We start from the raw sequence: 23,297 nt of genomic DNA, 5'->3' as shown, positions 1-23,297 counted from the left end.
CCCGGTTACGGCCTCTTTTCCGCAAGAAGAGGGCGGGAAATACGTCGCGGAAGCACCACGGAAGCAGTCGGTCGGGGTGGCGGGCCTAGCTGCTGTGGCTTTATCTCCTGCGGGCCGGTATCTGCCCGCGTTGCCGCCAGCGTGCAGTATTTTTCAGCCGTATTCGGCATCGCCGCCGCGTGTTTTCTTTTCGGCGACCGGCTCGGCGCGATACTCGCTTGAGCTCGGTTTCACGAGAGCCCGTCCGGCTTTGGCGGATGCGCCCCAGGATATGGGTATTTTACGGCCACCTATTGGGTACTGACTGAGGTATAGATAAGATTGCTATAGCTCACTTTTTTCGCTATTATGAGTTATAGAAAGGCGTTCTATAGCTCATGGCATGGAATTGGGAACAGGCCGACTGGCCGCATTTTACCTACGACAAGATGGCATTGGACCCGCTGGAAAGCGAGTTCCTATTGCGATCGGGCGAGTTCCTCGGCGTCTTTCGTCACGTCGGTTCCGAGGATCGCGATCAGATCCGCATCGAGCTTATCAGCGAAGAGGCCTTGAAGACATCCGCCATTGAAGGGGAATACCTCAACCGCGAGAGCCTGCAATCGTCCTTACGGCAGCAACTTGGGCTTGGAGGTGAAAACAGACGCATTCCTCCAGCGGAGCGAGGCGTCTCCGAAATGATGGCCGACGTGTACTTGCATTTTGCGCAGCCGCTTTCGCATCGCACCCTCTACGCCTGGCACAAGATGGTGATGTCGGGTGAACGGCGTATCGAGACTATCGGCAATTACCGCCAGCATGCCGATGCCATGCAGATCGTCTCCAATCGGCTGGACAAGCCCAAAGTGCATTTCGAAGCGCCACCCTCATCGCGCGTGAAGGCCGAAATGGACGCTTTTACCATCTGGTTCAACGATGCCGCGCCCAAGGGCCAGGCTCCGCTACCCGCGCTGACGCGCGCCGGTATCGCCCATCTCTATTTCGAGAGCATCCACCCGTTCGAAGACGGCAACGGCCGCATAGGGCGCGCCCTTTGTGAAAAGGCGCTGGCGCAAAATCTGGGCGAGCCGAGCCTCATCGCGCTAGCCTATACGATCGAGCGTCATCGCAAGGCCTACTACGACAGCCTGGAAGGCAGCAACAAGAGCAACGCGATTACCGACTGGCTGCTCTACTTCGCCAACACGATCCTTGAAGCGCAGCGCGTAACGCTTGCTCGTGTCGAATTCTCCATCGCCAAGGCCAAGTTCTACGAGCATCATCGGGGTCAGTTCAACGAGCGCCAGGAGAAGGTGATCGCTCGCATGTTCCGGGAAGGTATCGACGGTTTCAAGGGCCATCTCAGCGCTGAGAATTACATCGCCATCAGCCAGGCGTCGCGTGCCACGGCGACGAGGGACCTGCAGGATCTGGTTGCCAAGGGTGCGCTGACAAGAACTGGTGAACTCCGACACACACGTTACACGCTGAATATTCGTGACGATCGTGCGTAAATCCCATCAGCGAACGAAGGGACAGGCTGTCAAAGAGCCGGCTTGTCTCAATATCGGTGAGTGGCGGGCAGCTACCCGGCAGGAAGTTGTGGAATGGGTTACCCGCGACCGGAAGCCTAAGAAAAGAGATGGCGGTGCCATTCTCGCGGTCAGGGCACGGCTCAAGCCGGTAGACATCTATTGTTATCTGAAAGCTCGCTTTGGCGAACCGAATGGTTTTCAAAACTTCCTGCGCAAGGACGACAGCGATAACTGGATACACTGGGACTACAGCCTCAAGGCCGGCGGGACCGACGTGTATGTCTGCGGCATGTCGCGCGAGATTCATATCATGGTCGGCGAGGCGCTCACGCACCAGCAGTGGCGGGACCTGATTGTCGGTATCAGAACGGATTATGCGAGGATCGGTCCGCAGAAATCCGCCGTACTACAGAGCCTAGAAAAATTCGTCGTCTTCCAGAACAAGTTTGTCAGTATCGCAGGCCTGTGCGCCGACTTGCACGCAGCTATTGTCGATGCCCCGGCAAAGACTGCTTTTCCAAAGAGATCGCCGGCTGCCAAATCGCGGTTGAAAACTTTGGAAAAAGCCATGCAAGGCGTATCCGCACGCGCAAACGATCTCTTCGGCAACTGTCTAAAGCTTCACCTTCTGATGCCGGTTATGGCCGAGGCCTTCATCAATATGGTGATCCTCATGTTCACGCGCGATGAGATCCGAAATGCCCCGGAGGCCTATCAGGCCTTTATCCGGGCCAAGATTCCCGACCGCCTCGCGCTGCTCAGCCAGCATTGCGATGGCTTTGCACGCGACATCGACAAAAGCACCAACGCCTATGCGCATTTCATGCGCGTCGTCGATAGGAGAAATTTCGCATTGCACGGTAATGTCGATCCTATCCGCGAGCAGATCGAGGTGGTCTATTTCGATGGCAGACGCCCGCTCTTCAATACGCCGGGAAACCATGTCGAACGATTCTTCGAGCATCTCGAAGCGATTCATCGGCCCGAAGAGGTCGTCTCCGATTATGAGGCCGTTCACGCATTTCTGTGGGAAATTACGGAATGCCTGAACCCTCGCACGCAGGCTTTCTTTAAGCAGGTCATTGGGGATGCATACCCCGGGTTCGAAGTCCATAAGAAGCGGGCTACCCGCATCCTGCCCGACCACGTGATGATGGGTATGTTGCCAAGTATGCTCTACGACGACGACCTGAATGTTAAGTGGTGAGCGAGGAGAGTTCTTTGGAACAATTGCTCTAGCCCACATAAGAATTTGCGCGACATGACAAACATGGAATTGGAAAACGCAGGGCGACCAAAGGCGCGTTCTCTCGAAAAAATATTTGATGACTTGCGTGTTCTCGCGCAGAGCGCTGGGGCTTTGCATGATATTTCTGCTATCGTGTATCGCGATTGGATCGTTGCTATTGATTTGCGCGAAGGTAAGGTCGCCGACGATCCAGAAAAGCGCTGGTCTACCACCAAGCTAAACAGCAATGAGTTCATGCTCTTGCTCGGGCTGATGGTTCAGTCCGCGTCGGATCGCACCTACTCCGTTGTCAATCTTGAGAACGATTTTGCTGACACAGCCGACAAGCTTCTCAGAGAATTCCACGACCGGCTTACACTGGATTCGATGCCGGATTTCAGTGATCCTGCAAAGATCGAAAGGGCTCTCGGTGCCGCTGCTCGGGAAGCCATTTACTATGGAGCTGACAGCTTTCTTTCTCCATCAGCTAGCCCGGAAAATTCATGGGGGTTGGCGGATGTGGTGCAAGCCGTTGAAATGACGTAGGATTTGGTTGCTTAAGCCGATCCGAACCATTTCCCGGAGACCACACCCGCGATGAATGATCTTATGCTGCCGTTGAGCGGTTTGTCATCAGTCGGCGGCAAGTCCGTCGTCGCCCGTTTTGACGGCGGCATGCTGTCGTCCAACAGTGGGGTTCTGGCTCTGGCCGAGGTGGAAAAGCGGCTGCGTGTCGCCGAGCGTCTGGCGCGCTGCATCGATGATCCGCGCCGCCCGGACCAGGTCATCCATAGCGTGGCCGATATGATCGGCTTTCGCATGAAGATGATTGCCGCCGGCTACGAGGATGGCAACGACGCCAACCGGCTGCGCTGCGATCCGATCTTCAAGATGGCCCAGGATGCGCTGCCTTCGGGTCGGGATCTGGCCTCTCAATCGACGATGTGCCGGCTTGAGAACCTGCCTGGCGTGCGGGAACTGGTCGTTATGGGCCGTGCGATGGTCGACCTCTATTGCTCTTCCTTCCGCCAGGTTCCGAAGCGGATCGTGCTCGACATTGACGACACTTTTGACGCCGTGCATGGCGGCCAGCAATTGCGGCTGTTCAATGCCCATCACGACGAATACGGCTTCCAGCCGATTGTTGTGTTCGATGGCGACGGCCGGTTCGTCGGTGCGGTCCTGCGACCAGCGAAGCGGCCGAGCGGGGCAGAAATCCGCCCCCACCTGCGCCGCCTGGTGCGGGCGATCCGGAGCAATTGGCCGAACATCCGCATCCTGATCCGGGCCGACAGCCACTATTGTAGTCCGCAGGTCATCGACTGGTGCCGCGCCAACGATGTCGACTTCATCCTCGGCGTGGCGCCCACCACGACCCTGCGCAAGCATGTCGCGGACCTGGAGAGCAGCACGATGGCGCGCCTTGAAGCATCGAAGACGAACAAGGTCCGCCGCTTCAAGGAGTTTTTTGACGGCGCCGCCAGTTGGAGCCGCGTAGAGCGCATCATCGCCCGCGTCGAGGTCGGCGCCCAAGGTGCCGATACCCGCTTCATCGTCACCAACCTTGCAAGTGGCAAGGCCAAGGCGCTCTACGAGGATGTCTACTGCCGGCGCGGCGCTGCCGAGAACCACATCAAGTCGTGGAAGACGCATCTCGCCGCCGACCGCACCTCCTGCACAAGAGCGACGGCCAACCAGTTCCGGCTGTTCCTGCATGCCGGCGCCTACTGGCTGATGTGGGGCCTGCGCGCCGCGATGCCGAAACGCTCGAGCTTTGCCGTCGCCCAATTCGACACGCTGCGATTGCGCCTCATCAAGATCGCCGCCCGCGTAGTCGAGATGAAAACCCAGATCCGCCTGCACCTGCCGACATCCTGCCCCGACCAGCGCATCCTGCGCATCGTCCTCAATCGCATTGCGCGGCTCGTGACATAGCCGACGGGGCGCAGACGTCCCGAAACAAACCCGCCGACCTCAACCCGCAAACCCCCTTCCATCACGACGGATGATCGCCGGCGCCCGACGAGGCTTGTCAAAATGCACCCCAAGGGCGGCCAGATGGCCATGCAGGCCGCCGAAAGCCGATCGCCGTGCATCAAGCGGGCTAGAGCGTTTTGCCCGAGACCGGTAAGGTTGAACACGCAGCTCGAGTGCTGTTTGGGATGGCGGTTCAAGTTCCAATGCGGGAGGGGTGCACGGGGAACCCCAAATGAAGACTAGCGGCCTGGTTTTCCAGATCGATCAGGTTGGCCGCCATCGCTTGATATTGCCTGCAGTCCGCCTGAACGACGGATCGCTCAGGCCGTTCAAGCGGCAGGCTCCCGGCGATTTCCTTTAAGTCGGCAAGGACCGAAGCAATATGCGGCCAGCGAAAAGTCTGTTGGATCGTCGATGTCACGATCCGCGCCAGCGATGATTTCGAGCTTAGCGACTACGCCAAGAAGCGAATGCGCCCGTATGTCAGGGATTTTGTCTTGAAGCTTCAAGGCAGCAGTCGTGGCCTCGACTTCCGCTTGGCAGGCGATTGAATAGCCGACCTTCTTATCCATCGCGTTCGGGGCCGCAGCGTCGAGCACGCGTCTCTCTAGACGCTGTTGAAGTCGGCAAAGGACATTCGAAACGTGCTGTGCCCGCGACCAGCCTCGCAGCAGCAGAATTGCTGGGTCTGTATCCTCAAAATGTCTTGACGCATTTGCCGTCTGCCGATCGCGTCGGCTGGTCGTGACGGAAGGCAAAGTCGTGCTATTGTCGGAATCAGTCATGATCCGAGCTCCTAGCACTACTTTGGCATTTTTTTTAGCAACGGGTGAGTTTTTGTGATTCCCAAGAGAGGGTTTGCGTGATTCATGGGAGGTCGGCTTATGGAGGGCCGATCAATGGAGGTGGACTGGCAAGCCGATCTGGATCGCTGGCTCGGGCCGTTTGTCGCGGCGCTACGGCACAAGACGAGGGCACGGATGTGTCCGGCCTATATCGCTGGGTTGATTGGCCCAGGAGACCGCAAGAGCGTTCAGCCGATGGCGGCGCGCGCTGGCGAGGTCGGCTACGATCAGCTTCATCATTTCGTCGCTGCCGGAGTTTGGGACAGTGCTCCACTCGAGGCTGCCCTGCTGAAGGAGGCAGATGGCCTGGTTGGCGATGAGGCTGGCTTTCTTGTCATCGATGACACGGCGTTGCCCAAGAAGGGACGTCACTCGGTTGGCGTCGCGCCACAATATGCCTCGTCGCTTGGGAAGACGGCCAATTGTCAATCGCTGGTCTCGGTAACGCTGGCCTCGCGCGAGGTGCCGGTGATGGTGGGCCTGCGGCTATTCCTGCCCGAGAGCTGGACAGATGATCCTGAGCGCATGGCGCGAGCCCATGTGCCGAAGGATAGACAGACTGCTCTGACAAAGCCGGAGATTGCGATCGAGGAGATCGACCGCGTCATCGCCTCCGGTGCGCGTTTTGGCTGTGTGCTTGCCGATTCAGGGTACGGCTCCAGCGGGCCTTTCCGTCAGGCTTTAAGCGAGCGCGGTCTGCTGTGGGCGGTGGGTCTGTCGCGACGCCAGAACGTCTATCCCGCCGACGTTGCCCTGATTTTCCCCGTCGCGAAGACCGGAAAGCCCCGCAAATACCACATCCCTGATCAGCCCCCGGTCTGTGCTGAAGCGTTGTTGGCCGGAGGGAAATGGCAAAGGGTCAGCTGGCGGCGGGGCACCAAAGGTCGGCTGACATGTCTCTTCGCGGCCCGCCGTGTCCGCGTTGCGGATGGCCATAAGCACCGCATGCTCGATAATCGTATGCAGTGCATGCCCGGCGACGAAGTCTGGCTCGTCGGCGAGCGCCGGTCGACTGGCGAGCAAAAATACTATGTGTCGAACCTGCCGGCCGATGCGAGCCTCAAGATGCTCGCTGCCACGATCAAAGCCAGATGGGTCTGTGAGCAGGCGCATCAGCAGCTCAAGGAGGAACTCGGCCTCGACCACTTCGAAGGCAGATCCTGGACCGGGTTACACCGACACGCCCTGATGACCATGATCGCCTACGCCTTCCTCCAAGCCCGCCGCCTCAAAGCAGCGGGCCGGAAAAAAAAGAGTCGGAGGACCGCCGCCACAACCGAGCATGCCGGCCATCAGGCAAGCCATCCTCGACCTCTTCGCACGGCCGCCACCCAGGCGATGCCCCCACTGTGAGAAACTCCTCGCCGACGCCGTCGAACCTAAAGTGCCAAAGTAGTGCTAACAGCTTGGGGCGTGGCAAGGCTGCTGAGGGTGGTCGTAACACCATCAGCAGCCGCAGTAAGCGACTCCCATAATCGTATCAGGGTTACGATATATCAAGTGGCGATGCAGATCAACATAAATCGTATCGATGTTACGAAATGAACATCATCCAGTGCAAGATGGCGCGGGTTGCCCTGGGTTGGGGGACGAGAGACTTGGCTCGGAATGCTGGAGTTTCACCGGATACTGTCGCCCGGTTTGAGCGGGGAGAGCAACTGAAGGGCACTACCGTCGCAGCACTCCGGAACACATTTGAAGCCGCTGGGATAGAATTCATTCCGGAGAATGGCGGCGGTCCTGGTGTTCGTTTGGCTCGCACTCAGAACTGACGCCCTGTTCGCCATGCAACAGGATCGGCGATCCATCGATCGACATCGGATTCTCTCCAGCCCGCCCCGTTTATGCTGATCTTGATCTGCGCGGGGAACGTGCCTTCGGCAATCTTGCGATAGAGGGTTGAGCGGGACAGGCCAGTCCGGTCAAGGACGGTTCTGAGGCGTATGATACGATCTGGCTCGGGCATAGCTCGCCTGCTTTTCAACGGCTGTTGCCGGCATCCGCTGGGACAACAGTGCGAACCAATGCTGGACGCAATCAGACTTTTCGCCTGACCCGCCTCTGGCGTGGAAACGGCGGCAAATCGGAGGGGTTCAGATTCCTATTCCGCGTCCCCTGCCGATGCCATAGCTAAATGCGAGCTCCGCAACGAGGCTACGGCCGGAATCGGTATGAATGCCAAGATCACGTTTGCGGTTGGCAAGGAGCGATTCCAGCTGTGGATCGCGTTCAAGGCTCTTGGCCATGTCGGACATGGCCGAGCGGGTCGACTGGTAGCCCGACATGTCGCCGGCCTGGTATTGCGTTAGGCTCGTGCGATCGAGCTTTTGCCAGCGTTCCACGAAACGGGCGGCGCGGCGGCCCGGATCAGTGTCCAGCCCAGTGCGGATTTCGGTTTCAAGCTGGAGAGCCAGCACGATGCGGTTGACCCGGCCGGCCCCCGCCTCACGGACAAGCTCGGGATTTTTCGCATAGGCCGCTTCGGCATCGCGCCAGCCGTGCGGCCGAACCTTCTCGAAAGCACTGCGGGCATCCCTCAATTCGCGCATCTGCTCGGGACTACCCTGCCCGTCCGCATTTCCAGTGCTGAGGATCGCGTCGAGCGCGCGTGCGTGGCGCACAAGCGCGTTCGTGCGAGCGCGGCGCAACGCCGCTTCCGCGTCCATCGGCATATCCGTGTCGCGCGACACTCCCTTGGCGGGAGTATTTCTTTCGGGCGTGGAGCCAGCGTCAGCGATTTGCGCTCCAACATTCTCCCTTCCCGGACTGCGTCCACGGTCCTGGCCGGGCTCGGCGTCTGCGGGCGAGCGCCACCCGTCCAGCAGCCCGTCGATCCGGTCGCGGAGCTTTTCCGGAACAATCCGGCGCACGATCTCGACCACACGCTGGCGGAAGGTGATACCGCGCCGCTCGGCATAGCTCTGTACCGGATCGACTAGTACCTCTGCACAGAGGTTATGACGGGTTGAACCGGCTGAAGTTTGGGTAGGATGTCGTGGTCGACGAGCAGTTGGATGCTGCGCGCGACACCTGGTTGCCTGCGGATGAGGCCGGAGCGTTCGAGGGTTAGCACCATCTGGTGGACGGACGGCGGGGTGACACCGAAATAGCGTTGCATGTCGCGTTCGGCCGGCGGCTGGCGGTTGATCTGCATATAAGCCCAGATGAAGGCGAGGTACTGGCCCTGTTTTTCGGTGAAGCTGGGACCCGCAGGCGTTTGCCCGTCAAGTAATTGATTCAATTTTCGATTCATCCGGAACCCTTGGCAACCGAGGAGGCTTTCTGGATGAATCTACGCTATCGTGTCGATCTCGACCAACCCGAACGCGATGAACTCACAGCGATGCTGGCAGGCGGCAAGCAGCCGGCTCGCAAGCTCAAGCGGGCGCAGATCCTGCTCGCCGTCGACGCGGGCTTGGGTGACGAGGCCATTGCCGCGACGGTGGTGGTCGGCGGCTCCACTGTCTATCGCACCAAGCGCCGCTTCGTGGAGATGGGTCTGGAGGCGGCGCTCAGCGAAGAGCCACGCGCAGGCGCGCAACGCAAGCTGACGGGCAAGGAAGAAGCCTTGCTGGTGGCCACCGCCTGTTCCAGTCCGCCGCCGGGCCGCGCCCGCTGGACCCTGGAACTGCTGGCCGGTGAGTTCGTCAAGCTGACCGATCACCAGGAACTGTCGCGCGAGACGGTGCGCCGACGCTTGGCAGACAACGATCTCAAGCCCTGGCGCAAGGACATGTGGTGCATCCCCAAGGTCGACGCCGAGTATGTCGCGCGCATGGAGGACGTGCTCGACCTCTATGCCGAGGCACCGGACCCGAAGCGACCGGTGGTGTGCTTCGACGAAAGCCCGACCCAACTCATCGGCGAGGTGCGACAGCCGATCCCGGCCGAACCGGGCCGGCTTGAGCGGTATGACTGCGAGTACAAGCGCAACGGCACCGCCAACCTGTTCGTCTTCCTCGACGCACACCGCTCCTGGCGCAAAGTCAAGGTCACCGAGCGGCGCGCCGCGGAAGACTTTGCCCATTGCATGCGCGACCTCGTCGATATCCATTACCCGCAGGCCGAACGCGTCAGGGTGGTGCTCGACAATCTGTCAACCCACTCGGCCGCCGCGCTCTACCAGGCTCTGCCTGCTTCAGAGGCGCGACGCGTCCTTCGACGGCTGGAATTCCACTACACGCCCAAACACGCCAGCTGGCTCAACATGGTCGAGATCGAAATCGGCGTCCTGCGCGGCCAGTGCCTCGATCGTCGCATCAATAGCTATGATCGCCTCGTCGCGGAGACCGCTGCCTGGGAGCACCTGCCAAACACCAGTGGCGCTCGCATCAACTGGATGTTCTCTACCGAAAACGCACGCCTTAAGATGGCCAAAGCCTATCCCAAGCCGACTTCCAAAGAGTCATAACCTCTGTGCAGAGGTACTAGCTCGTAATCGGAAGCCATGTCCTTGGCGCGGTCACGCGATAGCGTGCGGACAAGCCGTTCGCGGGTCGCGAAGTCGTCGCCGCCGTAATGCAGGTCCATCCCATCTCGATGCCGCGACAGCGCAACGTAGCTGCCATGTGCGTCCAACGTCGGCCACAGCCACCGACGTTTCGTGGGAGTTGATACTGGCCCACTGGGATGACCAAACGGAACTGCTTTACATTAGCAGCACTGGGCCGACTGCGTCTGATCAGCTTGCAAAAGCGCTCTGTGGCGATGACACGACACGCATCAGGGATCAGGCAGTGTTTCGTTGCTTCCACGATTTCAACCAGCTGGTCATCCGCAACTTGGGCATGACGCACCGCCAGGGCGGTGGAACGCGCTACTCCATGCTCATGGGGATCGACGTTAGCGACGGTATAGACAGTCTGATGAAGGCGGAGCGCATTCAGAACAACATCTTTGGTTGTGGCTATGAAGACGGCGAGCCGCGTACGTTTGGTTGTTCGATCAAAGGAAAGTTCTGGTCACAGTCCCGCATCCACGATCTCACCGACTGGACTGCGTGGTGTCATCGCCTGGGTGCGCTCCTTGACAACGACACCATCCCGGAGTCAGCGGCGTTCGCGTCTGCCATGCGACCCCGCCTCATTGCTGTACGCCCAGATGCTCACCCGCTGGTGATTCATTGGCCTATGAGCCTTCTGCTGTCCTTCGAGGAGCGAATTGAAATTTCATTCGGCGAGAGTTCTTATCCGTTTGCAGAGTGTGATCTCGCACTCTCGAACAACGCTCGTAGCGGTGCGCTCAAGTTTGACGTGCGCGCGCACGACAAGAAGGCGGAGTTTGAAATCGGCTTCACGGCGACCGACGCGACTTATAGGCAAACATCGGGTCCGCCTTGCCGGATAAAAACGCATCGGCATGACCGGACGATGGCGGAGTCTTTTGCGGACGATGCTCCGCAAATCGACTTTGGCGACGGATCGTTCCTGATCTACTCACATCTCTACGTTCCGCCGAAGGAACTGGACTTAACGCCCATAATGGATAGTGCCATTGTTCCTTGGGACTGGACTGGAACAAACCCGCGCATCGAATCGCAGGGTCCGGAGCGCCGTACGGACTCTGTACAGTACCGCGTCATTCAAGAACTGAAGAAAAGCGATTACGACATCATCTTCGATGACGACGGTACCGGCGAGTTTGCTGACGTTATAGCGATCAAAGTCCGGGAGACATCGGTCGATGTGCTGATGTGCCATTGTAAATATGCTGGTACCGATGCGGGCAAGGCGCGGCTGGACGATCTCTATGAGGTTTGCAGGGCAAGCGTTGAAGTCAGTGCAGTTTTGCCACAAGCCAAAACGCTTCCTTCGGAATATGATGAACCGCGAGAAGCGTCGGCTGGAGCGTGGGGAGTCGACACGCTTTGACCGTGGTACGCTGGGGGTCTTGAGAAGGCTGCATGCGAGCTGGAATCAGTATCGCTTCGAATACAAGGTTTGGATCGTGCAGCCAGCAATCTCAAAAGCTGCAGCGACGCAGCCTATTCTCCAGTTGCTTGGCTTCGTGGGAAAGGCGCTGATCGATCATCGCCGCATCCCTCTGACCGTCGTCACCAGAAGCTGACGCTTCTCAGGCGCTTCGATCGGCAGACCAAGTAACCCGCTCGGCCAGAAACGCCGCAAACGGCTTCACATTCATGTTGCCGCTCGCCTCTTCCAGGCCCGCCAGGTACGCCTTGCGGTCTTCCACCCTGACAACAGTCCACGGATAGCCACCGGACGCCAGCATGGCATTCATGAGGAACCGCGCCATACGGCCGTTGCCGTCCGGATAAGGGTGCACATAACCTACAAGCCAGTGCCCCAGCACGGCGCGCACGGAAGCGTCTTTCTCCGTTTCCAGCAAGTCAAACAACTCGTTCATGCCATCGGGAACAGCCTCTGTTCGCGGCGGTACATGCTGCGAACCGCGCAGGTACACCGGGTGGTTCCGATAACCGGCAAGTGCACTCGCCCTGAGTATGCCAGCCGTCACGGACGGCGCGAACAGCTCCCGGTACCACTCCCTGTGTGTATCGCGCGTCAAGGCTCCTGCTGGCGCGCCATCAATGATGGCCGCCACGGACTCTTTGACTTTCTGAAACGCGAGATAGTAGCCGCGCGCGGCGAGCGCATCGCGGTTTTTCCGGTCCGCTTCATCGATCTCCGGATTCCAGCTTCCTTCGCGCACGCGGTCGATGAGCTCGGGCGTCACGCTGTAGCCTTCGATCGACAGCGAGTGATAAGCGTCGCTCTCGTAGATATCCTCCACGAACTTCATGTAAGCGTTCTTGTCGGACGGAAGGCCCGGCGCCTTTGGGAATATCTCTATGATCGCTTCGCGCTGGGATTCCCAGATTGCGCGCAGGCGCGCGACCAGCGGCGGCACACCCGCCGCTATGGTCGTAACCCCGGTCCGACCCGCGAACGGATCGGACTCGCGCACGTCGTACCCGGCCGCTTTGAAGGTTGCCACAATTTCATCAGCGAAGGCATCACGCCCTACGCGGCGGAATGCGCCCGCGAGTCGCCCCGCCACGGCGGAATGGCCGCCATCAAGAAGGAGGGCCAGTACCGTCGATACATCGCGCACGGACGCCATGGCGACCTGCATTTCGATAGGCGCGCGCTGGAAGAATCCTTCCGGTACACGGATAAGCGCGGCCTCAACGGTAAGCACCCGCTGACCGTTCTTCTCCGTCAGCTGTTCCGGCATTTCCTTGACCGCAAGGTCGTAGAGGGAGGTGCCGAACAGCAGGTCGATCCTGTTGTTCTTTCCTTTCGGGGTATTCACCACCACCTGTGGAGGGATGGTCGGCGCTTCCGCATGCAGCAGGAGGGACTGTTCGGGAGACAGGAACCAGTCTTTGCCGAACCGGTCATTGCAGTACAGCGAACAGAATTCCCAGAAGCTTGGGTACCAGGGGGTGGTGTCCTGTTGCTGGGCCTGAGGGCCGGTGGACATGACCCAGCCTTTGATCACATCGCGCAGAAATCCGTTCGCCACCAGCCGCTCCCGGTGGACGCGCGTCAGCTCGTCTGACTTGAATATGCGCCGCCCTTGCTCCTGCAGCTCTTTGAGGATGGCTAGGGGCTCTGCGAGTTTTTCATGGGGCTTGGCCACGGACGTGCCTTTGCAAGTTTTTTGTGTTGTGCGAATACAAGTATATAATGCTGCACCAGCACAAGTCAATGATGCCGTGTAATCGCAAGTTTATTAAGTTGTGGAATCGCAAGTTTATTATGCGAAAAAGATTTAAAATATAATTTCTTCAATGCGTTAGCCTCGCAGGACGCACCCGGCCGACCGCCGAGTCCCTAGAGGCTTTTAAGAGGCCAGCAGATAGCTAAGGCTCCCGAAGCTAAACCTCTACGCCCAATAGGGCTGCCGCCTTGGGATCGTACCGGTAGCCGGTGATGGTCCTGTTCCTGATGCGGTCAACGGCCTCGTCCACACACAAGATCGTGCGCGACCATTCATTTTGCAACAGCGCCGCAGCCGCTTTTTGTTGAGACTGGTCAGCTTCTCGAAAGCTCGCCCTCCTAACGTTTGATGAAATTGATCTTCTACGCCTCGCCGTTAACGGAAACAGATGTGGGAATACCTGATGATAGCAGCAATTGGCGATAGACTTGGATCCTTGGCCCGCACCGGGCATGGACATTCGAATGGACAGTCGCGGCACGCATCCAGCGAGCCCTCTGGTCATAGCAGCGGGCCTTCTGGTCCTACCAGGCCGGGTGGCGAGATCGGTCGAGCGGACAGTCCGACCTTTTCTGGGGATGGCTCGCAAGCTGCATCTGAAAGCGATGCCTTCGAGACGGCTCTCCGTTCTGTTGCGCTAACTATTGTGAACGATGCCATGGCTGATGCCGACGACGCTCTGGCAGACACTGAAGAAGATGCCTGACGTTGGGTGGTCCGCGTCGGGAGGTGCGTGCCGTCGGTGACGGCACAGTTCGAACAGAAGGGAAACGATATGAGTAAAATAGGTACTCTTGGTAGTTTGGGTGGTGCTGGCGCTGCGGCTGGTGCGGACGTAGCTTCCAAAGCCGCTGGGGCTGCCGCATTCCAGCAGCAAATCCAGGAGCTAACGGCGGTTAGCTTGGAGGCTACGGCTAGGAGTATAGAGCTGCGCACTGTTACGACCAACTTGCAGACAATCAAGAAAGCGGCCGACGAACGCGTTCAGTAATCTCGGAAACGGGGTTCTGGAAACCCTCGATCGCTGCCCTGGGTGGCGCGATGTGTGACCGAAATGAGCCGCATGGTAATTGCCATGCGGCTTCTTTCCTGATTCGGGAGATCATCCTTGAATGACGCTGTTTCCCTTCATTTCGAAGTTCTGTCGGGGGTCTATTGCGGGCTGACCGGTAAGCCGACTCTTGAAACGAACTTAATCGGCAGTGGCCTCGACGCCGATATAATCTTCGTCGAGCAAGGACTGGCGCCACATCATTTTCGTATCACTCTTCTTGGGAATTCGATCGAGGTTGAGGCGCTTGCAGGCGGACTCAGCATCGAGGACAATCGGAATATTGCAGCAGGCGAGTGCGTTGTGCTGCCCCTTCCTGTCATCATTCACGCCGGCGCGATGTCCATTCTCTGGTCAGCGCAGGATGCAGCGCCGACTGGTTCGACCGCCAGACCACGCCTCTCGATCCTTATGCTCACCTTGGTGTTACTCGGCTCTCTCGGGATCGGCGCACTCTCGGCTATGTTCTCCTATTACGGCACTGCTGATGCATTGAACGCCAAGTCGCCAGGTGCCGAACTTGAATTCAAGCTGACCAATAACCGCGCTGATGATCAGGCTACCGTGGCTGTGGCCAAAGACCTGCAAGAGGAAGTCGATAAAGCGGGCCTTCACAATATTATGATCGGCTCCGCGAAGGGCGTCGTGACCGCTGAGGGCACCGTCACGTCAGCATCGATCAGCAGTTGGCAGAGGGTTCAGCAGTGGTTCGATCATCGCACGAACGGCGCTCTCACACTGGTGAATGGAGTGGTTATCAAGGAGGAGAAGGCGCCATCCGCCATCGCGGTTGAAGCAGTTTGGCGTGGGCCCCTTCCGTATCTGATAATCGCTGGCGAGAAGTATTTTGTCGGCGCGCTTTTGGATGATGGCTGGACGGTCGATCGGATCGAGGAGGGTCGTGTGCTGATGAGCCGAAATGGTCGCGTTGCTGCTCTGCCGTATTAAGGGCTTTCAGCTTCGCGGGCCGTATTCAGGAGAACTCCAATGCTCAAGCTATCCCCCTGCTGCGGCTTCTCGCCTATCCGCTCATCCCGGAAGGTTTCGGCGATGAGGCACCGATGGTCCTGACCACACTGGATACGCCTAACCGGGGATCCTCGCGCTTTCCTCTGACTACCCTCGCGTGGCGATGCGCTGCGTGGGACCGGCCGCAGGGACGAGGCGCGCGCGGCCTTCGAAAGCTACGTTTCACTGCGTGGTAGCCCAGTAATTCTCAAACGACCACAAAGGGGCCCACATGCCCAACGTCCTGCGTAACTTCATCGACCGTGCGCCGGCCAACCCCGACTTAATGGTCGCGTTGATGCTGCTGCTGGCGATAGGTATGATGGTCATGCCAATCCCGCTCGTGGTTGTCGACACGCTTATCGGATTCAATTTGGGTTTGGCCATATTGCTGCTGATGGTTGCCCTGTATGTCAGCACGCCGCTTGATTTTTCGTCTTTGCCGGGCGTCATTTTGATTTCCACGGTGTTCCGTCTGGCGCTTACCATCGCAACGACACGACTGATCCTGGCCGAGGGAGAGGCAGGCAGCATCATCCACACGTTCGGCGACTTCGTAATCTCAGGCAATATCTTCGTCGGCTTTGTCATATTTCTGGTCGTGACCATGGTCCAGTTCATGGTCCTCGCGAAGGGTGCCGAACGCGTAGCGGAGGTGGCGGCCCGCTTCACGCTCGACGCTCTGCCGGGCAAGCAAATGGCGGTCGACGCAGAGCTTCGCAACGGCCACATCGATGCCAACGAATCTCGCAGGCGGCGTGCCGCATTGGAGAGGGAAAGCCAACTTTTTGGCGCGATGGATGGCGCGATGAAATTCGTAAAGGGCGACGCCATCGCCGGGCTCGTGGTGATCTGCATCAACATGCTGGGTGGAATTTCCATCGGCCTGCTTTCGAAAGGCATGTCCTTCGGCGAGGTTCTGCAACACTATACTCTACTGACCATAGGTGACGCGTTAATCTCGCAGATTCCGGCCCTGCTGCTTTCAATTACAGCGGCAACCATCGTCACGCGTGTAACGGGGGCCGCGAGGCTCAACCTTGGGACCGACATAGTCAATCAACTCACGGCCAGCAAGCGAGCATTGCGGCTGGCGGCCTGCGTCTTGGTTGCGATGGGGTTTGTTCCCGGTTTCCCTCTGCCCGTCTTTCTTACGTTGGCCGCAGTCCTCGCCGTCGCAAGCATTGCCAAGGGCGATGGGCAGGGCGCCGACAATACCAATGCTACAAGTGCAGATCAAGTAGAGCCTCAAAAACAAACCGTGCCTGCGCAGGCAAGCCCGCTCGCCTTCTTTCTTGCGCCGAGCCTTACGCATGAGATCGACCAAGCCGAATTGGAACAGCACATTGCACGCGTTTCGCAACTCGTCTCAGCTGATCTCGGCATTATCGTTCCGCGCATTCCAGTTGCGGTCGACGAGCAGCTGCCCGAGTCGCAATTTAGAATAGATGTCGAGGGCGTGCCAGTCGAACAGGATTTGATTGATCCGACACTGCTAGAACTCGCAGACGGTCTGGCGAACATTGAACTTAGCGGCATCCCCATTCGGCATGATCCAGAAGCGGACAGAATCTGGGTCGAACAAGGCCATGCACCGGCTCTCAACGCTGCCGGCATCCGCTATCACCGAGCGAGCGAACTCCTTGCCTCGCGTGTCCATGCGACGTTGACCCGCTATGCACCGCACTTGGTGGGTATCCAAGAGACCCGCGAATTGCTGGGCCGAATGGAGCACGATTATGCTGATCTGGTGAAGGAGGTGCTGCGCACGACGCCTGTTCCCCGGGTTGCCGATGTGCTGCGCCGCCTGCTGGATGAAGGTATCCCTATCCGCAGCACCCGCCTCGTCTTGGAGGCATTGGCCGAATGGAGCGAACGTGAGCAAAACGTCGCGATGCTCACGGAATATGTTCGCTCCGGCATGAAGCGGCAGATCTGCCACCGCTATGCCAACACACAAGGTATCGTGCCCGCCTTTATTATCGAACGTGAGAGTGAGGATATGGTGCGGAGTGCGGCTCGAGATTCGGCTGCGGGCCCCTACCTCGTGTTAGAGGATCTGCAAAGCGAAGCGCTGCTGTCACAGATGCGCAGCATCTTTTCCAGCACAGCACCGGATCAGACCCGCCCCGTCATATTAACTTCGATGGATGTTCGACGCTTCGTCCGCGGCTTTCTCACCCGAAACGGGATCGATCTGGCTGTGTTGTCTTATCAGGACCTTGCCTCCGACTTCACGATTCAACCCGCCGGATCCGTCAAGCTCCCCCCTGGAACAGAAGGGGAAATGTCGGGGGACTCTCGCAGTATCCGCGTTGCCGCCAACTCAAAGGCACAGCACTCTATGACAGCTGAGAACCAAACATGAATTCACATGAGAATATTGCCACTCCGCCGTTACTTTCATCTCGTCTGCGCTCAGTTCTCTTCTCAGTACTCGCCATTGTTCCGCTCGGAGGTTGCGCTAGCTGGAACAAGCCAGTTCTTTCAGTGAAGGAGACGTCGCCCCCAGAGTTGCTCGGCGCTGATCAGATCGATCCGGCCATACGCGAGCGCATTTTGCGCGCAGTCGGTCAGGATGCGCAAGAGCGGGCTTTGCGGGATGATCTGAAGCAGCATCCGGACAATGTCGATGCGGCAATCCGTCTTACGAAGGTCTTGCTGGCGCAGAAACGCCCGAATGAGGCGCTTCAGGTACTCGACAACCTCTTGGTAGCAGCTCCAAGTAATTTGCGGGCGTTGAACGCGAAGGGAGTTGTTCTGGATTTGGAGGGGCGACATGACGCGGCAAGAGCGTTATATCGGCAAGCTCTTGAAACAGAGCCAGGGAATCTGATGTTGCGCCACAATCTCAACTTGTCGCTTGGGGTAGACGGGAAGGCCGAAAGGAGTGCGTTGGCACGATCGCGATAGCCGTGCAAAAGGCCCCGGACTGGCACACCGGAAAACGGAATTCCAACCGGGACGTCGTCAGTTGGATGTTTGCCGTTGATGAACAGCACTGGGAACAGAATGTGCCCTTGAAAGGACGGCCGATCATGCTCTTACGCGCCATTCTAAAGACACATCTGGGCGTTGGCGCGGGTTGTAGAGTATACCCGGCTGAGTGCTTCTTAGGAATGGCGTTCTTGTGCGTGGGTTGGATACCGCACTTCTGCGATCGTCTTTTTGTGCGAGAAACCAGCAGCGAAGCAACGAAGAAATTCCTGACCATCCTAGTTAATCAATCGCTGCGCAGAATCTTTGCTTCGAGTGCAGCAGCCACGAAAGCCCTTCGAGCAGCTGGCGGATGAATTTCACCGCGCAATACCTGCAGACAGGCGTTCATCGCCACCTTCCGTTTCTCGGTCTGACGATGAAGGTCACGCAGTAGGATAGCGGCCGCGTCATTAACATCGAACACCATACGCTCTGAGCTGTGGCGGGTAACCTGGATAACGACCGGCCTCTCAAATCTGCTCGAGCGGGTCATGTCTGTACCCACATGCGGCAATAGCCTTGGTCGCACTTGCTTGCCCAGCCGAACAATTCTCGCCTATTTTCGAGCAGCGCTTCCGCTTTCGCCATGCATGAAATCTCGACACATTGCCCTCCCTCGGCGCGCCCAGCACCAGCCGCATGGCGCCGAAGCCTAAACTTGTGCTTTCCCGGTGCCCGACTTGCAAGCAGCGAGCCACTGCATTGCGGAGGTTGCATCCTCCAATATGTTGGCCCGTTTCGCAAAGCCGAAAAAGGCATTACGCGCGGCGCTCACAGGTTTTCGTCCATCGTATGCATCATAGCACGTTCTGAGGGCGGCTTCGTGGATTAGGTCCCTGCGATCTTCTGGCCATTCATTGAGGAAGTCGACAGCGTCGGCTAGACTGGCAATCTCTTGCACGATGTGAGTTGCGCGCTTCACGAAAAGTGGGCTGTTGAAAGATGATGCGTCGAGTTGGAATGATCTGGGATTAGCGGAGCGTGACCGCCAATGGCATGACAGCGTCGAATGCATTTCAGCGCAACAGCGCGACCTGCCGTCGGCCAAACGCTTCTTCAGAAAGGCGCTGGAGCCTCATGGCCAACCGGATTGCGTCGTCATCGACGGTAGCCAGAGCAATCGAGACGGGATCGTTTCCTGCAAGACCACAAATCGCTTGCAGGATCGCTCCTGGAGCCGATCTGGATCCGCCGGAGCCAGTATTTTGTTGATGGCTTTTCAAAAGCGCGTCTAAACGACGACAAGCGTTTGGTGCTTGTGGACGGAACAAAAAGGCGGCCTTTGCAGGCCGCCGAGTGTGGAGGATGTGTGCTTTAGAGCGAGGACGGGGCTTTTTCGATATCGCTGTGATCGGTCGGTGTTCGTTGCTGCTCCTGGATAAGTTCCTGGAGTTGGACGCCGTAGTGAGACCAGATGCTATCGGCGAGATCGTTGAGGAGCTCGAAGACAGCGAGCGCCTGTTCGGGTGTCCATTCGGGATTGATGAGGAAGTGGATACCACGACTGAGGCCGGACGGTTGAGGATCTGGTTTCATGCTGCGGGCACCTTTTCGCCGGAGGAGCGGCTGGTGCGTTTTTCGCGCTGTGCCTTTGATCGCTCGGCCGCTTCCTTGAAGCGGTAGGAATCGCCTTCGATGGAGATCACCTCGGATCGGTGCATGAGGCGGTCGACGAGGCTGACGACGCAGGCGGCATTGGGAAAGACCTCCGACCAATCAGCGAAGGGTCTGTTGGTGGTGATGATGGTTGAGCGTTTTTCGTAGCGCCGGCTGATGAGTTCGAACAGCAGGTCCGCATGACGGTTCGAGTAGGACAGATACCCGACCTCGTCGATCGCAAGAACGTCGGCGGCGGCGTAGTGGTGAAGGCGTCGGCGCAAGGCTGCGTCGCTGTCGAGGGCGGCGAGTTCGCCGAGCATCTCGCTGGCGGTTCGGAAGACGACGGTGTGACCGCAGATGAGCGCCTGGTGAGCGACATTGCGAGCAAGTGTCGATTTCCCGACGCCGTTGGGGCCGATAAAGACGATGTTGGCGGCATCGTTCATGAAGGACAGGGTCATCAGATCCTCGACGGCGGCGCGGTCGATGCGGCGAGGCCAGTGCCAGTCATAATCGGACAGTTGCTTGAAGTGGCCGAGCCTGGCGGCACGCGTGCGTCGCCGCATCGAACGGTCGGAGCGCTCCTCTTCTTCCCATTGAAGGACGGCGGCCAGCCAGTCCGCGTCAGCGATTTCGTCCCAATGGGTGATCAGGCCATTGAGGCGCAACGCCTTGGCCCGGTTGAGCAGGATGTCGGGATTATTCATCATCTTTGCCTCCAAGGGTCAGTTGGTCGTAGCTGTCGAGGCGATGCGGCCGTACCGTCGTATCCTTGCGCCGCACGTGTTCGGGCAGGCTCGTTTCGACCGGCGGCGGAGCACCGCGGGCGACCCGGCGGCGTTCCAGTACGTCGCGAACCGACCTCGAATGGGAGGCGCCGGCATGCAAAGCTTCCTCGACGGCGGCCTGCAGTTCCTGCGCGCCGTACAGGTCAAGCAGTTTCAGCAACGCGTTTGTGATCGCACCGATATTGGAGCCACGCTCGGCGGCCCGGATCATCAGGGTCTGGCAGGCCGGCACGGCGCGGGTCAGGCTGTTGAGGCCGCGATGCTGGCGCGCCTCGCGCTTGATTGCGACGAGTGCCTTGAGGTGCTGAGGGTCCTCGATCTGCTGGTCGCGATCATAGCTGCGACGGTGACTGGCGATCATCTTTGCGCCGTCGAAGACGCGGACCAGGCCGAGATCGGCGCGCACGCTGAGCGTGCGCCGGACATGAGCATGCGGTACCGAGTAATCGTTGAGGTCGAAGCGCACATAGGGCGTTTTGCCAACCTTGGCGGCGACCTGCTCCTCGACGGGGTATGGGTTGGCGGGCAGCGGCAGAAGCAGTGGCTGCTCTTGCGCAAACGCCTGGCGGACCGTCATCGTCCGGTCCTCGGGGCATGGCCGGTCGGCTGCCTGGTTGCGGCACCACTGTTCGGCCTGGGCGTTCAGATCGTCGAGATCGGTGAACTTGCGGGCGATGAAGAATGCTTCCCTTATATGCCGTATGGCGCGCTCGACGCGGCCTTTTTCGTTGCCCCGGGCAACCGCGACAGGACGTGGCTCGAACCGATAGAAGCCGGCGAAGGCAAGCAGCGTCGGATGGAAGCGGATCGCATCGCCCTGGCGCTCGAGCACCGCACTCTTGAGATTGTCGTAGAGCAGGACCCTGGGCAGCCCGCACCATGTGTTGAACGCGCCGACGTGACCGCGCAGGAAGTTTTCCATGCGCGCGTCGAGGAAGAAGCGCAGGTAGATGTCGCGTGAGTAAGAAAGCACCATCACGAACGCCATGAGCGGCCGGCGGGCGTTGCCGATCTCGATGTGACCGAAGTGGGCCCAGTCGACCTGTCCCTGCTCGCCCGGCAATGTGCGCAGCCGCAGGAACGCCTCGGCCGGCTTGCGGGGACGGTGCAGGGCGACCAGGTGCCGAAAGTGCGTCGGCAAGCCCCGGTAGCCGCGCTCGCGCACCATCGCATAAAGGCGGCTGGCGGTCAGCGAGGGGAACTTTTCCAGCGTCTGCTCAATGAATGGAAGATACGGGTCAATGATTGAGGCTCTCTGCAGCGGCTTGTGCCGGGGCAATCCCGCCTGGGCCAGAACGCGATGCACCGTCGTGTGATGGACATGCAATTGCCTGGCGATGGTGCCGCAGCGCCACTTCTCGGCGTGATACAGGCGCAGGATCTGCGCTTCCAGTTCGGGGCTGATGGTCATGATACGGGCTCTCCGTCTGCGTAGTCAGCTTCACGGGCATAACGAGGCCCCCGGCGACGCACGAAGCCGGTGCGAACGAACGGCGACAGTCGACAGTCGCAGCGCCGACAGCACGGCGTGGGCATGACCGATGTCGTCGCCCGCCCGGCGACGTCAGCAAAAGCAGCGACGACATCGTTCGAGGGACTGACCAGTAGTGAACCGGCAGGAGATGCAGGTGGAGAATGATGCGTCACTTTATTGTGCCGAGCCCGATATCGTCGGGCCCGGACCGCATGAGCCAGGCGTCCCCGGCGGCTGCGCTGATAACGTCGCCCCGCCTCGCGCACACTCTCGCGGCGGGCAGCACGGGCGCAGTCCTGGCCGCAGTAGCGCTGTCCCCGGTCGCAGCTGCGGCAGATCGTTACCTGCGAACGGCAGCGGCCGCACAGAAAGAAGCGGCCCGTGAGCATCCGCGACGATCCTTTCGGAGCGCCGCTGGGAGTTCGGGGAAAAGGTCGACGGAATGCGCTGACAATGCGATAATGCAGTCGCGCACCGTCAGTGGAGCGTGACACCGAGCCCGGACTTGCCAGTTGAGATCGGTGTTACGCCGGATTGTTTCTGCGGCGCTGATTACCCGCAGATCTACCACAAGGCACGCGCATGGCGGGGTACGTCGAAAGCCGCCTCAGGGCGGCTGGAGACGTGCCCCGCGTCTATCCCTTCAACCTCCCATGATCAGCACCGCGCCGCAAAGGCGGCCGCCCGCTACAGCGCTAGTTGAAGAGCGCGCGGGCGGCCGCCTTTGCTCTTCCAGCGCTTCAGATCTTGTCGTCGTTTATCAGCGGGTTTCGACCGTCTTCGACACAGTATTTGAAGGATCGAGCAGGACATCGGCACTCCAAGCGCCGCGCCCGGCCGATGCTCGGCTTCAAATCGGCGGCCACCGCCACAACCATTTTATCCGGCATCGAGATGATCCACATGATGCGCAAACGACAGGCGAGGCACAGCTACAGTCCGAACGCTTCGATCGCCGAGCAGTTCGAATCCTGCCTACTGATAGACCTCGCATCAGTGCCTCTCTGCGCCCCTCTTCAGCCGTTGCAACAAGACCCTGCGAGGGCGCTGATTACGCTCCTCGTCGGCGAGAAGCGCTCTGCCAGGCTCTATGAGAGAAGGCCGAGAGGGGACCGCGCCGGGTTGTTGGCCGCGCCCCTCAGCCGTAT

21 protein-coding genes and 3 pseudogenes are annotated in these 23,297 nt (G+C 59.2%); 14 read left to right on the top strand and 10 right to left on the bottom strand.

Features of this window, described 5'->3' with window-relative positions; genetic code table 11:
• The first annotated feature begins 377 nt into the window (after positions 1–377).
• From CGZ66_RS16450 to CGZ66_RS16435, 4 genes are read left to right on the top strand one after another with little or no spacing between them, the layout of a single operon-like run.
• Entirely contained in the window at positions 378–1,493 is a 1,116-nt protein-coding gene (locus CGZ66_RS16450) for a Fic family protein (RefSeq protein WP_095085211.1), read from the top strand.
• Positions 1,477–2,721, top strand: a complete 1,245-nt coding sequence (locus CGZ66_RS16445) for a hypothetical protein (RefSeq protein ID WP_143748764.1) — start codon at positions 1,477–1,479, stop codon at positions 2,719–2,721. The genes CGZ66_RS16450 and CGZ66_RS16445 overlap by 17 nt, the downstream gene beginning before the upstream one ends.
• A gap of 54 nt (positions 2,722–2,775) precedes the next feature.
• Positions 2,776–3,288: a hypothetical protein gene (locus CGZ66_RS16440; protein WP_095085206.1), complete on the top strand. Its 513-nt coding sequence runs from the start codon at positions 2,776–2,778 to the stop codon at positions 3,286–3,288.
• A gap of 51 nt (positions 3,289–3,339) precedes the next feature.
• Positions 3,340–4,677: an IS1380 family transposase gene (locus tag CGZ66_RS16435; protein ID WP_095085205.1), complete on the top strand. Its 1,338-nt coding sequence runs from the start codon at positions 3,340–3,342 to the stop codon at positions 4,675–4,677.
• 371 nt (positions 4,678–5,048) lie between these two features.
• On the opposite strand, the gene CGZ66_RS16430 is transcribed toward CGZ66_RS16435, so the two are convergent.
• Positions 5,049–5,504, bottom strand: a complete 456-nt coding sequence (locus CGZ66_RS16430) for a hypothetical protein (RefSeq protein WP_245331121.1) — start codon at positions 5,502–5,504, stop codon at positions 5,049–5,051.
• Positions 5,505–5,603: 99 nt separating this feature from the next.
• Between CGZ66_RS16430 and CGZ66_RS16425 the strand changes: the two genes are divergently transcribed.
• Entirely contained in the window at positions 5,604–6,917 is a 1,314-nt protein-coding gene (locus CGZ66_RS16425; protein WP_425352252.1) for an IS701 family transposase, read from the top strand.
• A gap of 188 nt (positions 6,918–7,105) precedes the next feature.
• The gene (locus CGZ66_RS40775) at positions 7,106–7,336 is read left to right on the top strand and encodes a helix-turn-helix domain-containing protein (RefSeq protein WP_245331120.1); all 231 of its coding nucleotides are present in this window, start codon (positions 7,106–7,108) and stop codon (positions 7,334–7,336) included.
• Here the strand turns inward: CGZ66_RS40775 and CGZ66_RS16415 are convergent.
• From CGZ66_RS16415 to CGZ66_RS16405, 3 genes and pseudogenes are all read right to left on the bottom strand, one after another.
• Positions 7,327–7,530, bottom strand: a complete 204-nt coding sequence (locus CGZ66_RS16415; protein WP_095085203.1) for a helix-turn-helix transcriptional regulator — start codon at positions 7,528–7,530, stop codon at positions 7,327–7,329. The genes CGZ66_RS40775 and CGZ66_RS16415 overlap by 10 nt on opposite strands.
• A gap of 127 nt (positions 7,531–7,657) precedes the next feature.
• Positions 7,658–8,500: pseudogene (locus tag CGZ66_RS16410) on the bottom strand (Ti-type conjugative transfer relaxase TraA); the annotation flags it as partial.
• The gene (locus CGZ66_RS16405) at positions 8,500–8,817 is read right to left on the bottom strand and encodes a LexA family protein (protein ID WP_095081630.1); all 318 of its coding nucleotides are present in this window, start codon (positions 8,815–8,817) and stop codon (positions 8,500–8,502) included. The gene CGZ66_RS16405 and the pseudogene CGZ66_RS16410, both read right to left, overlap by 1 nt.
• Positions 8,818–8,850: 33 nt before the next feature.
• On the opposite strand from CGZ66_RS16405, the gene CGZ66_RS16400 reads away from it, so the two are divergent.
• From CGZ66_RS16400 to CGZ66_RS39150, 3 genes are all read left to right on the top strand, one after another.
• A complete protein-coding gene (locus CGZ66_RS16400; RefSeq protein WP_095085327.1) occupies positions 8,851–9,975 on the top strand; it encodes an IS630 family transposase in 1,125 nt (374 codons plus the stop codon).
• Positions 9,976–10,300: 325 nt separating this feature from the next.
• Entirely contained in the window at positions 10,301–11,434 is a 1,134-nt protein-coding gene (locus tag CGZ66_RS16390; RefSeq protein WP_143748762.1) for a hypothetical protein, read from the top strand.
• Positions 11,385–11,630: a hypothetical protein gene (locus tag CGZ66_RS39150; protein ID WP_143748760.1), complete on the top strand. Its 246-nt coding sequence runs from the start codon at positions 11,385–11,387 to the stop codon at positions 11,628–11,630. Before CGZ66_RS16390 ends, CGZ66_RS39150 begins: the two co-directional genes overlap by 50 nt.
• Before the next feature lie 6 nt (positions 11,631–11,636).
• Here CGZ66_RS39150 and CGZ66_RS16385 read toward each other — a convergent pair whose 3' ends face one another.
• Positions 11,637–13,169 carry a Fic family protein gene (locus tag CGZ66_RS16385; protein WP_095085198.1) on the bottom strand — a complete coding sequence of 511 codons (1,533 nt, stop codon included), beginning with the start codon at positions 13,167–13,169 and terminating at the stop codon, positions 11,637–11,639.
• A gap of 1,189 nt (positions 13,170–14,358) precedes the next feature.
• On the opposite strand from CGZ66_RS16385, the gene CGZ66_RS16370 reads away from it, so the two are divergent.
• The 3 genes from CGZ66_RS16370 to CGZ66_RS16360 all read left to right on the top strand — a co-directional run bounded on the left by CGZ66_RS16370 (position 14,359) and on the right by CGZ66_RS16360 (position 18,222).
• The gene (locus CGZ66_RS16370) at positions 14,359–15,249 is read left to right on the top strand and encodes a SctD/MshK family protein (protein ID WP_095085197.1); all 891 of its coding nucleotides are present in this window, start codon (positions 14,359–14,361) and stop codon (positions 15,247–15,249) included.
• 292 nt (positions 15,250–15,541) lie between these two features.
• Positions 15,542–17,677: a type III secretion system export apparatus subunit SctV gene (sctV, locus tag CGZ66_RS16365; protein ID WP_095085195.1), complete on the top strand. Its 2,136-nt coding sequence runs from the start codon at positions 15,542–15,544 to the stop codon at positions 17,675–17,677.
• Positions 17,674–18,222, top strand: coding sequence for a tetratricopeptide repeat protein (locus CGZ66_RS16360; RefSeq protein ID WP_095085194.1), 549 nt, complete (start codon positions 17,674–17,676; stop codon positions 18,220–18,222). Before sctV ends, CGZ66_RS16360 begins: the two co-directional genes overlap by 4 nt.
• A gap of 310 nt (positions 18,223–18,532) precedes the next feature.
• On the opposite strand, the gene CGZ66_RS16355 is transcribed toward CGZ66_RS16360, so the two are convergent.
• A complete protein-coding gene (locus CGZ66_RS16355; protein WP_095085192.1) occupies positions 18,533–18,781 on the bottom strand; it encodes a DUF982 domain-containing protein in 249 nt (82 codons plus the stop codon).
• Positions 18,782–18,940: 159 nt separating this feature from the next.
• Positions 18,941–19,303 carry a DUF982 domain-containing protein gene (locus CGZ66_RS16350; protein WP_095085191.1) on the bottom strand — a complete coding sequence of 121 codons (363 nt, stop codon included), beginning with the start codon at positions 19,301–19,303 and terminating at the stop codon, positions 18,941–18,943.
• A 13-nt stretch (positions 19,304–19,316) separates the two neighbouring features.
• Here CGZ66_RS16350 and CGZ66_RS39905 point away from each other — a divergent pair.
• Positions 19,317–19,457 (top strand): annotated as a pseudogene (locus tag CGZ66_RS39905) (IS6 family transposase); the annotation flags it as partial.
• A 145-nt stretch (positions 19,458–19,602) separates the two neighbouring features.
• Here the strand turns inward: CGZ66_RS39905 and CGZ66_RS16345 are convergent.
• Genes CGZ66_RS16345 through istA form a run of 3 tightly spaced genes read right to left on the bottom strand, consistent with a single transcriptional unit; the run spans position 19,603 to position 22,086 of the window.
• Positions 19,603–19,824, bottom strand: coding sequence for a hypothetical protein (locus CGZ66_RS16345; RefSeq protein ID WP_095085189.1), 222 nt, complete (start codon positions 19,822–19,824; stop codon positions 19,603–19,605).
• Entirely contained in the window at positions 19,821–20,597 is a 777-nt protein-coding gene (istB, locus tag CGZ66_RS16340; protein WP_206073656.1) for an IS21-like element helper ATPase IstB, read from the bottom strand. Before istB ends, CGZ66_RS16345 begins: the two co-directional genes overlap by 4 nt.
• The gene (istA, locus tag CGZ66_RS16335) at positions 20,587–22,086 is read right to left on the bottom strand and encodes an IS21 family transposase (RefSeq protein WP_095085188.1); all 1,500 of its coding nucleotides are present in this window, start codon (positions 22,084–22,086) and stop codon (positions 20,587–20,589) included. The genes istB and istA overlap by 11 nt, the downstream gene beginning before the upstream one ends.
• A gap of 846 nt (positions 22,087–22,932) precedes the next feature.
• Here istA and CGZ66_RS16330 point away from each other — a divergent pair.
• A pseudogene (locus CGZ66_RS16330) lies at positions 22,933–23,118 on the top strand (IS6 family transposase); the annotation flags it as partial.
• Positions 23,119–23,297 lie beyond the last annotated feature (179 nt).

This window comes from Mesorhizobium sophorae (genome assembly GCF_002270415.1).
In the GTDB taxonomy this organism is placed as follows: Bacteria; Pseudomonadota; Alphaproteobacteria; order Rhizobiales; family Rhizobiaceae; genus Mesorhizobium; species Mesorhizobium sophorae.
The sequence above is the reverse complement of the archived record's forward strand: the minus strand, read 5'-3'. Positions and strand labels throughout refer to the sequence as shown.

Bases quoted from the DNA above. Each gene is read 5' to 3' on its own strand.
- CGZ66_RS16450 (WP_095085211.1), top strand. From the start codon at position 378: ATGGCATGGAATTGGGAACAGGCCGACTGGCCGCATTTTACCTACGAC.
- CGZ66_RS16440 (WP_095085206.1), top strand. From the start codon at position 2,776: ATGACAAACATGGAATTGGAAAACGCAGGGCGACCAAAGGCGCGTTCT.
- CGZ66_RS16435 (WP_095085205.1), top strand. From the start codon at position 3,340: ATGAATGATCTTATGCTGCCGTTGAGCGGTTTGTCATCAGTCGGCGGC.
- CGZ66_RS16430 (WP_245331121.1), bottom strand. From the start codon at position 5,504: ATGACTGATTCCGACAATAGCACGACTTTGCCTTCCGTCACGACCAGC.
- CGZ66_RS16425 (WP_425352252.1), top strand. From the start codon at position 5,604: ATGGAGGGCCGATCAATGGAGGTGGACTGGCAAGCCGATCTGGATCGC.
- CGZ66_RS40775 (WP_245331120.1), top strand. From the start codon at position 7,106: ATGAACATCATCCAGTGCAAGATGGCGCGGGTTGCCCTGGGTTGGGGG.
- CGZ66_RS16415 (WP_095085203.1), bottom strand. From the start codon at position 7,530: ATGCCCGAGCCAGATCGTATCATACGCCTCAGAACCGTCCTTGACCGG.
- CGZ66_RS16405 (WP_095081630.1), bottom strand. From the start codon at position 8,817: ATGAATCGAAAATTGAATCAATTACTTGACGGGCAAACGCCTGCGGGT.
- CGZ66_RS16400 (WP_095085327.1), top strand. From the start codon at position 8,851: ATGAATCTACGCTATCGTGTCGATCTCGACCAACCCGAACGCGATGAA.
- CGZ66_RS39150 (WP_143748760.1), top strand. From the start codon at position 11,385: ATGAACCGCGAGAAGCGTCGGCTGGAGCGTGGGGAGTCGACACGCTTT.
- sctV (WP_095085195.1), top strand. From the start codon at position 15,542: ATGCCCAACGTCCTGCGTAACTTCATCGACCGTGCGCCGGCCAACCCC.
- CGZ66_RS16360 (WP_095085194.1), top strand. From the start codon at position 17,674: ATGAATTCACATGAGAATATTGCCACTCCGCCGTTACTTTCATCTCGT.
- CGZ66_RS16355 (WP_095085192.1), bottom strand. From the start codon at position 18,781: ATGACCCGCTCGAGCAGATTTGAGAGGCCGGTCGTTATCCAGGTTACC.
- CGZ66_RS16350 (WP_095085191.1), bottom strand. From the start codon at position 19,303: ATGCATTCGACGCTGTCATGCCATTGGCGGTCACGCTCCGCTAATCCC.
- CGZ66_RS16345 (WP_095085189.1), bottom strand. From the start codon at position 19,824: ATGAAACCAGATCCTCAACCGTCCGGCCTCAGTCGTGGTATCCACTTC.
- istB (WP_206073656.1), bottom strand. From the start codon at position 20,597: ATGATGAATAATCCCGACATCCTGCTCAACCGGGCCAAGGCGTTGCGC.
- istA (WP_095085188.1), bottom strand. From the start codon at position 22,086: ATGACCATCAGCCCCGAACTGGAAGCGCAGATCCTGCGCCTGTATCAC.